Here is an 8,822-nt window from a genome sequence, read left to right on the forward strand (position 1 = left end):
CCCCAGCAGGTATGCCGCCGGGTCGCCGACCGCCGCAGGCGCACCCTCAGCGGCACGCGCGGGGCTCAGCCTGCGCTGCGATCGGCCTCGCCTTGGTCGGGATCGGGCGGCATCCGTGCACGGTCGCCACCCGACCGAGCAGGCCCAGCGCCCTCCCGTGGGCGCGACCGGCGTCGCTGCGCTGCACCCATCCCCGGGCGAACGCGTCAGCTCCGGCAGGGAGCAGCGCAGGCCAGACGCGCGCCGTCCCCTCGACGCTCGTGGTGGTGGAGCTGCTCGCGGCGTTCGGGAGCCCGGGCACCTGCGCCGAGGGAGGCATCCGGCCGTCATCCGCCCCGGCCGCACCCACCACGACTCCGCCCCCGGCGCGGGACGACGGACCACCCTGAGGTCGGCCGGACGAGCCGTCAGGGGTCGGCCGGGTGGTTGCGCTGGAAGGGACCGCCGAGGGTCCGGTGACGACGTTCGGCGCCCGCCCCTGCGGGCCCCCTGTCGCGCGCCGCTCGCCGCCAGTGAAGATCGTCATGGCCACGACTCCCACCGCGAGGAGCATCGCCGACACCGTCACGGTCGCGATGACGCGTGAGATCACCACGGGGGCCTTGCGCACATGCCTGCCTGCCATGAGCCGCCTCGGTTCGGACGTCGACGTCACCGGACTGCCTGCCCCGGCTGCGCCGTGGCCCCTGCACGCCCGTCCAGCGTAGCCACCGGAAGGCCCTGAGGCTGCCGTCCACGCCGTCGGACCTGCCGACGTCGATCGGTGTGCCGTGCGGCCGGCGGCGCTGGCTGCGGCCGCGGGCACGCGGCATACCTCAGGTGGCTGGTCCGCATGGCGGGCGAGCCGTCTCACGAGTCGGGATCTCACTAGGATCGGACGCACGCTGCCCGTCTCCCACCGGCCCCACCACCCCGGGGTGCCGATCCCCTGGAGGTCAAGTGTTCAGCAAGGTCCTCGTCGCCAACCGTGGTGAGATCGCGGTGCGCGCGTTCCGCGCCGCGACCGAGCTCAACGCCAAGACGGTCGCCGTCTTCCCCTACGAGGACCGCAAGTCCGAGCACGTCCTCAAGGCCGACGAGGCCTACCGGATCGGCGAGGAGGGGCACCCGGTCCGGGCCTACCTCGACCCGGAGGCCATCGTGCGCACCGCCGTCGAGGCGGGCGCCGACGCCGTCTACCCCGGCTACGGCTTCCTGTCCGAGAACCCCGACCTGGCCGAGGCGTGCGCCGATGCCGGCGTCACGTTCGTCGGACCCCCTGCGTCGGTGCTGCACCTGACCGGCAACAAGGCCCGCGCCATCGCCGCCGCCAAGAAGGCCGGCCTGCCCACCCTCAAGGGGGCCGAGCCGAGCACCGACATCGACGCCCTGGTGGCTGCCGCCGAGGAGATCGGCTTCCCGATCTTCGCCAAGGCGGTCGCAGGCGGTGGCGGCCGGGGCATGCGTCGGGTCGAGCGGCGCGAGGACCTGCGCGACTCGCTGGAGGCCTGCATGCGCGAGGCCGAGTCGGCGTTCGGCGACCCGACCGTCTTCCTCGAGGAGGCGGTCGTCAGCCCGCGGCACATCGAGGTGCAGATCCTCGCCGACGGAGCCGGGAACGTGATCCACCTGTTCGAGCGGGACTGCTCGGTGCAGCGGCGGCACCAGAAGGTCGTCGAGATCGCCCCGGCCCCGAACCTCTCACCCGAGCTGCGCGAACAGATGTGCGCGCACGCCGTCGCGTTCGCCAGGGAGATCGGCTACGTCAACGCGGGCACCGTCGAGTTCCTGCTCGCTCCCGACGGTCGCTACGTCTTCATCGAGATGAACCCGCGCATCCAGGTCGAGCACACGGTCACCGAGGAGATCACCGACGTCGACCTCGTCAGCTCCCAGCTGCGCATCGCCAGCGGCGAGACCCTCGAGGACCTGGGCCTCTCGCAGGAGACCCTGCAGATCCGCGGGGCGGCGCTGCAGTGCCGCATCACCACCGAGGACCCCGCCAACGAGTTCCGGCCCGACACCGGCCGGATCACGACCTACCGCTCCGCCGGCGGCGCGGGCGTGCGGCTCGACGGGGGGACCATCTTCGTCGGGGCCGAGATCGGCGCCCACTTCGACTCGATGCTCGTCAAGCTCACCTGCCGGGGGCGGGACTTCCCGACGGCGGTGCGTCGGGCCAGGCGCGCGCTGGCCGAGTTCCGGATCCGCGGGGTCTCGACCAACATCCCCTTCCTCCAGGCGCTGCTCGAGGAACCCGACTTCCAGGCCGGCCGGCTGACGACGGCGTTCATCGACGAGCGCCCCGACCTGCGCACGGCACGAGTCCCCGCCGACCGCGGCACCAGGCTGCTCACCTACCTCGCGGACGTCACGGTCAACCAGCCGCACGGACCCGGGCGCACGCGGGTCTCACCGCGCTCCAAGCTGCCCGCGATCGACCGCGCGACTCCCCCACCGCCCGGCGCCCGCGACCGGCTGCTGCTGCACGGCCCGCAGGCCTTCGCCGAGGCGCTGCGAGCCCAGGAGGCAGTGGGTGTCACCGAGACCACCTTCCGCGACGCCCACCAGTCCCTGCTCGCCACCCGGGTGCGCACCCGTGACCTCATGCACGTCGCCCCGCACGTCGCCCGGCTGACGCCCCAGCTGTTGTCCGTGGAGGCCTGGGGAGGCGCGACGTACGACGTTGCCCTGCGGTTCCTCGCCGAGGACCCGTGGGACCGCCTCTCGCGGCTGCGCGAGGCGATGCCCAACCTGCCGCTGCAGATGCTCCTGCGCGGGCGCAACACCGTCGGCTACACGCCGTACCCCACGGCGGTGACCGACGCGTTCGTCACCGAGGCCGCTCGCACGGGCATCGACATCTTCCGCATCTTCGACGCCCTCAACGACGTCGGCCAGATGCGTCCCGCCATCGACGCGGTCCGCGCCACCGGCACCGCCGTCGCCGAGGTCGCGCTCTGCTACACCGGCGACCTCACCAGCCCGGGCGAGAAGCTCTACACCCTCGACTACTACCTGCGTCTGGCCGAGCAGATCGCCGACGCCGGCGCGCACGTCATCGCGATCAAGGACATGGCCGGCCTGCTGCGGGCTCCCGCCGCACGCACCCTCGTGACCGCGCTGCGCGAGCGGTTCGACCAGCCCGTGCACCTGCACACGCACGACACCGCGGGTGGTCAGCTGGCCACCCTCCTGGCCGCCATCGACGCCGGCGTCGACGCGGTCGACGTCGCCAGCGCGGCCATGGCCGGAACCACCTCGCAGCCACCGATGTCGAGCCTGGTCGCGGCCACCGACGGCACCCCCCGCGCCACCGGGCTGGACCTGCGCGCCGTCAACGACCTCGAGCCCTACTGGGAGGCCGTGCGGCAGCTCTACTTCCCCTTCGAGTCCGGGCTCCCCTCCCCCACCGGTCGCGTCTACACCCACGAGATCCCCGGCGGCCAGCTCTCCAACCTGCGCCAGCAGGCCATCGCCCTGGGCCTCGGCGACCACTTCGAGGAGGTCGAGGACATGTATGCCGCGGCCAACCGCATCCTCGGCAACATCGTCAAGGTGACCCCGAGCAGCAAGGTGGTCGGCGACCTCGCCCTGGCCCTGGTGGGCGCCAAGGCCGACCCGGCCGACTTCGAGGCCAACCCGACGAAGTACGACATCCCCGACTCGGTCATCGGCTTCCTCTCCGGCGAGCTGGGCGACCCACCCGGCGGCTGGCCGGAGCCGTTCCGCACCAAGGCGCTGGAGGGACGCACCACCAGGCCCCGGGTCAGCGAGCTCAGCGAGGAGGACAGCGAGGCACTCAAGGCGAGCCCGCGGCATACCCTCAACCGGTTGCTGTTCCCGGGCCCGACGGCTGACTTCGAGAAGTCGCGTGACGCCTACTCCGACCTCGCCGTCCTCGGCACCCGCGAGTTCCTGCACGGGCTCGAGGTGGGTTTCGAGCACGAGATCGACCTCGAACCCGGCAAGCGGCTGCTCCTCGGCCTGCAGTCGGTGTCCGACCCCGACGACCGGGGCATGCGGACCGTCATGTTCACCATGGGTGGCCAGCTGCGTCCGGTACAGGTGCGCGACGAGCAGATCGCCGTCGACGTCAAGGCTGCCGAGAAGGCCGACCCGGCGGCGAAGGGACAGGTCGCCGCACCCTTCGCCGGGGTCGTCAGCCTCGCCGTCGACGAAGGCGCCAGCGTCGAGGCCGGGGCGGTGGTCGCCACGATCGAGGCGATGAAGATGGAGGCCAACATCACGGCGCCGGTCGCCGGAACGGTGCAGCGTCTGGCCATCGGCCCGCAGCAGCAGGTGGAGGGCGGCGACCTCCTCCTCGTGCTCGGCTAGGGCTTCCCCTGCGCCTGCCACGCCTCTGACCTGCGAAAATGCCTGATCCGGGTTACGGTCGAAGAGCGCGCGGTCAAGAAGCGGCTGTGTCAGCAGAGCAACACCCAACGAGATCGCACCCAACCAAGGGAGCCCATCATGGGATTTGATGACAAGCTCGACAACGCCAAGGACAAGGCCACCGGCCAGGCCAAGGAGGCCACCGGCAAGGTGACCGACAACGGGCGCCTCGAGGCCGAGGGCAAGGCCGACCAGGCCGGAGCCGACCTGAAGCAGGCCGGCGAGAAGGTCAAGGACGCCCTCAAGGACTGAGGCACGGCACGGGTATGCCGCGTGCGAGAGATCGCGCGCGGCATACCTGTGTGTGGGGGGCGGGCGTGGTGGGCAGGTGTGGTGGGCAGGTGTCGTGGGCCGTGCCGGCTACCAGGACCCGCCCGAGCTCCCGCCGCCGCCACCGCCGGAGAAGCCCCCGCCGCCGGAGAATCCGGAGCCCCCCGAGCTGCCCGGCGTGCTGGTGAACGTCCCGCCCGCAGTCGTGGCGAACGAGTCCATGTCCTGCGCGATGCCGTCGTAGTCGAAGCCGCCGGCCCCGATGTACCACAAGGGTGGGGTGAGGGTGTGTCCCGCTGCGGCGGCGGACTCCGCCACCTGGCGGAAGGTGCCAGCCCACTGCGAGGCCACGCCGAAGACGATCGCGTAGGGCAGGTAGCGGCTGAAGATGTCCTGCGCCTCCTCCCACTTGATCTGGTTGGCCTCGGCCGTCACGAGGTACTTCTTGAAGCCCTCCGACTGGGCCTTGACCGCACTGCCATCAGCGGTGCGCGCAGCCATCAGCCGCCCCAGGAACGCGACGATGGACCCGGCGACGGCAGCGCCCGCGAGCAGGATGAAGGCCGGAGGAATCGGCGAGCCCGTGCCGGCTCCGGCCCTGGCCAGCGGTCCACCCGCCCACGCTCCCGCGAAGACCGCGCCCAGGACCATCGCGCCGCCGAGGGCTGTCCACGTCCCGCGCTGGCTGGCCGGCGACCGACGGAACCATCCTCGCCGCACGACCTCGTCGTACATCAGCTCCTGGACCCGCTGGAGCGTGGGCTTGAAGGTGTTCTTCAGGCTGGACAGGGTGCGCGTCGGGGAGTTCTCGAAGAGGCCGACCAGGAGCGCCTCCTCGTAGGGCAGCAGGGCGGTCCGCGCCTGCTCCGCGGTGGGCGTGGTGCGGGTGAGCCGCCAGTCCTTGCCCCGCAGGAAGCCACCCTCCTCCTCGGCGATCGTCAGGTGGCCGCGGGCAGCGAGGTCGATGATCGTGGCGGACACGTCGATCGTGTTGGCGACCTCGTCGATGACGGTGCCGACCAGTCCGGGCTGGACGCCGTCCGGAGGGGTGAACCGGACCGCGATCGGCCCGTTGCGACCCTTGACGACCTGGCCGTCCTGCCCGAGCGCAGGAGTCAGCCCGGGCACCAGCCCGGCGTACTGCTCGTCGCGACCCCGCGTGTAGACCAGGGTGCCCATCAGACCGGCCGCGAGCAGGGGCAGCGTCACCCCGGCCCCCAGGGTGAGGTAACCCAGCGCCTTGGAGGTGTCGGAGGTGATGACGGCGCCGTCGTCCGACACCTGGCCCTCGTGCAGCACCGGGTCGAGCGACCCGAAGTCGCCGATCGGCAGCGACGCGAGGATCGAGACACCACGCCCGTTGCCGGCCTCGGGGGCGCTGAACTCGGCGCTCGCGCCCGGCGTCGCCGTGCAGCGCTCCGTGGACCCGAACTCCCCGATGAAGCACTCGGCCCGGTCGCTGGGGCTCGCACCGGTCACCGTCGCGCTGACGTCCTGGTAGGTGTTGTCGTCGGAGGCGTCGACCAGGTTGTAGTAGAGCTCGGCGTGGTCGGTGAAGCCGTTGACGTAGGAGGCGAGGTGGTAGCGCACGACGTAGGTCTGCGTGCCGCTCACCGTCTCGTCGGCCCGCCCGACCCGGATCCGCACCGAGGACCCGTCCGTGGCGTCGTCGACCGACACGTCGGCTGGGGCCCCTGAGGGCGAGCTGGCCGACACGTCGGAGATCGGGTACTCGCGATAGGTGTCCTGTTTGTCCTGGTACCCGACGCGGACCGTGACGAAGCGCTCGATGCCGTGGCGCTCCTCCCCCTGCGGGAAGTGCCACGTGATGTTCTCGGCTACGTCGACCGAGCCGTCGTCGTTGACCGTGATGTCGACGTGGAACCGGGTGGCCAGGTCGTCGCTCGCCGCGGCCTGCGCACTGCCCCCCGCGAGGACCATCGCAGCGAAGGCGAGCAGCACGGCCAGTCCGGCGCCCACGGCATACCGGTGCGTCCCCCCGCGCACGCGCATGTCCCTAGCGTCCCTCGCCCGAGGCGCGCCGCGCCTGGCTGAGGGCGCGCTGCGTGTCACGGGTGTCCTGGCGCTCGCGCAGCGCGTGACGCTTGTCGTACTGCTTCTTGCCCTTGGCGATGGCGATCTCGACCTTGGCCCGGCCGTCCTTGAAGTACAGCTGCAGCGGCACGATCGTGTGGCCGCTCTCGGAGGACTTCTTCATGATCTTGGCCAGCTCCGCCCGGTGCAGCAGCAGCTTGCGACGGCGGCGCGGGGTGTGGTTGGTCCAGTTGCCGTTGACGTACTCGGGGATGTGGACGCCCTCGAGCCACAGCTCGTCGCCCCGCCAGGCGGCGTAGCCGTCGATGAGCGAGGCCCGCCCCTCCCGCAGGGACTTCACCTCGGTGCCCATCAGGACGAGGCCCGCCTCGAAGGTGTCCTCGATGAGGTAGTCGTGGCGCGCCTTCTTGTTGCTCGCCACCACCTTGCGACCCTGTTCCTTGGCCACTGCCCGTCCACGCCCTCGTCTTGGTTGTCTCAGCGGTCTTCGCTGCATCGTCGCGTGGTCGAGTCCCGACCCAGCGAGGCCACGCTACCTGCAGGACGGGGTATGCCGGCCAGTCGGTTTACCCGCGTCGTCGCCGCGACGGTGCCCCCTCACCGCCAGTCCAGCGTCACAGCCAACGGCGTGGGTCCTTGGGGATGCCGTCCTCGTAGGTCTCGAAGTGCAGGTGGCACCCGGTGGACGACCCGGTGGTGCCGACGTAGCCGATGACCTGGCCGCGGGAGACGTGGCCGCCGCGCACGGCATACCGGCTCATGTGGTTGTAGGTCGTCACGAGGTCGACGCCGCGGACGATGCCGTGGTCGATCATGATCCGGTTGCCGTAGCCGCCGCCCCAGCCGCGCGAGATGATGGTGCCGTTCGCGGCGGCGCGGATCGGGGTGCCGCAGCTGGCCGCGAAGTCGCGACCGGCGTGCAGCCGCCAGTAGTGCAGGATCGGGTGGTAGCGCATCCCGAACTCGGAGGAGATCCACCCCTCCGACGGACGGGACAGGAAGCCACCGGAGGACGAGGGCCCTGAGGGCACCTTCTTGCCCGCCCTGCGCAGGGCGGCGGCCCGGCGAGCGGCCGCTGCCTTGGCCGCCTTGGCGCGGGCCACCAGGATCTTCTGCAGCCTCGCCTGCTCCTTCTGGGCGGCGTCGAGCTTGGTCTTCTCGGCCCGCTTCTGGGCCTCGAGTGCCCGGGACTGGGCGATCTGCTGGGCCGCGAGGGCGTCCAGCTTCTGCTTGGCCGCAGCCGCGGCGCCGCGCGCCTGCTGGGCCCTGGCCAGGGCGGCTTCCGCCTGCTTCTTGGCCGCCTGGACCTGCACCTTGAGGGCCTTGATGTGGGCTTCCTGGGCGGAAGCGGCGGCCCGGGCGGTCGCGAGCCGGGACAGCGACTGGTTCTGGACATCCATGACCGTGTCGTTCATGGCGATGCGGTTGGCGAAGTCGTCGGGGGTGGTCGCGCTCAGCGCCACCGACAGCTGGCCCATCCCCTGGTCCTGGTAGAGCTGGGAGGCGAACCGGGCCACGCGAGTGCGGGTCTCGGCCAGCTTCGCACGGGTGGCCGCAAGCTGGTCGACGGCCCGCGCCTCGTTGGCTCGGGCGACGTCGAGCTGCACCGCCATCTCGTCGTTGTGGGCGTCGGCCTTGGAGACCGCGGCAGTGGCCCGGTCGAGCGCCGCCTGCGCCACGGGCAGGGCGGCCTGGGTGCGACGCAGGGCGACGTAGGCGTTCCTGAGGCTCGCCGAGGTGTCCTCGAGCTCGTCCTTGAGCGCGTCGATCTCCTTGTCCACCTGCTTCTTGGCCCTGCCCGGGTCGTCGGCGGGCGCCGCGGCGGGGACCGACGAGGGGTGGCCGGGAGCAGCCGCCACCGACGGGGTGGCCAGGCCGATGGAGCAGGCGAAAGCCAGCCCGAGGGCCGTCAGGCGGACACGATGAGACGCGTGTAGACGCGCGGGGATTGCGCTCATAGGCCTCATTGGTAACACACACCACACCAGTTTCCGGGGATTGAGACCTGTGAATTGTCCGATCGGCCCCGCTTCGCCGCCCGCCCCTCACCTTTGCTAGCAACAGTTGGCTGATGACGGACAGGTTGCAACCTGTCCGTCAACCAGCAACCTTTGCTAGCA

The 8,822-nt window shown here is 71.5% G+C and carries 6 protein-coding genes; 2 read left to right on the top strand and 4 right to left on the bottom strand.

Annotation, left to right across the window (positions count from 1 at the left end):
- Nucleotides 1-46: 46 nt before the first annotated feature.
- Entirely contained in the window at nt 47-625 is a 579-nt protein-coding gene (locus AC1DVZ_RS18420) for a hypothetical protein (protein ID WP_477619649.1), read from the bottom strand.
- A gap of 314 nt (nt 626-939) precedes the next feature.
- Between AC1DVZ_RS18420 and AC1DVZ_RS18425 the strand changes: the two genes are divergently transcribed.
- Both AC1DVZ_RS18425 and AC1DVZ_RS18430 read left to right on the top strand, forming a co-directional pair.
- Nucleotides 940-4,317, top strand: coding sequence for a pyruvate carboxylase (locus AC1DVZ_RS18425; RefSeq protein ID WP_477619650.1), 3,378 nt, complete (start codon nt 940-942; stop codon nt 4,315-4,317).
- Between the two features lie 138 nt (nt 4,318-4,455).
- Nucleotides 4,456-4,629, top strand: coding sequence for a CsbD family protein (locus tag AC1DVZ_RS18430; RefSeq protein WP_477619651.1), 174 nt, complete (start codon nt 4,456-4,458; stop codon nt 4,627-4,629).
- Nucleotides 4,630-4,737: 108 nt separating this feature from the next.
- Here the strand turns inward: AC1DVZ_RS18430 and AC1DVZ_RS18435 are convergent, their stop codons facing one another.
- The 3 genes from AC1DVZ_RS18435 to AC1DVZ_RS18445 form a co-directional block, all read right to left on the bottom strand.
- Entirely contained in the window at nt 4,738-6,660 is a 1,923-nt protein-coding gene (locus AC1DVZ_RS18435; RefSeq protein WP_477619652.1) for a DUF2207 domain-containing protein, read from the bottom strand.
- A 4-nt stretch (nt 6,661-6,664) separates the two neighbouring features.
- The gene (smpB, locus tag AC1DVZ_RS18440) at nt 6,665-7,150 is read right to left on the bottom strand and encodes an SsrA-binding protein SmpB (protein WP_477615165.1); all 486 of its coding nucleotides are present in this window, start codon (nt 7,148-7,150) and stop codon (nt 6,665-6,667) included.
- A gap of 166 nt (nt 7,151-7,316) precedes the next feature.
- Complete coding sequence (locus AC1DVZ_RS18445) at nt 7,317-8,660, bottom strand: peptidoglycan DD-metalloendopeptidase family protein (RefSeq protein WP_477619653.1); 1,344 nt, start codon at nt 8,658-8,660, stop codon at nt 7,317-7,319.
- Nucleotides 8,661-8,822 lie beyond the last annotated feature (162 nt).

The organism is Pedococcus sp. P2_E5, from assembly GCF_056403895.1.

Excerpts from the sequence above, each read along its gene's own strand:
- AC1DVZ_RS18420 (WP_477619649.1), bottom strand. The coding sequence starts at position 625 with ATGGCAGGCAGGCATGTGCGCAAGGCCCCCGTGGTGATCTCACGCGTC.
- AC1DVZ_RS18430 (WP_477619651.1), top strand. The coding sequence starts at position 4,456 with ATGGGATTTGATGACAAGCTCGACAACGCCAAGGACAAGGCCACCGGC.
- AC1DVZ_RS18435 (WP_477619652.1), bottom strand. The coding sequence starts at position 6,660 with ATGCGCGTGCGCGGGGGGACGCACCGGTATGCCGTGGGCGCCGGACTG.
- AC1DVZ_RS18445 (WP_477619653.1), bottom strand. The coding sequence starts at position 8,660 with ATGAGCGCAATCCCCGCGCGTCTACACGCGTCTCATCGTGTCCGCCTG.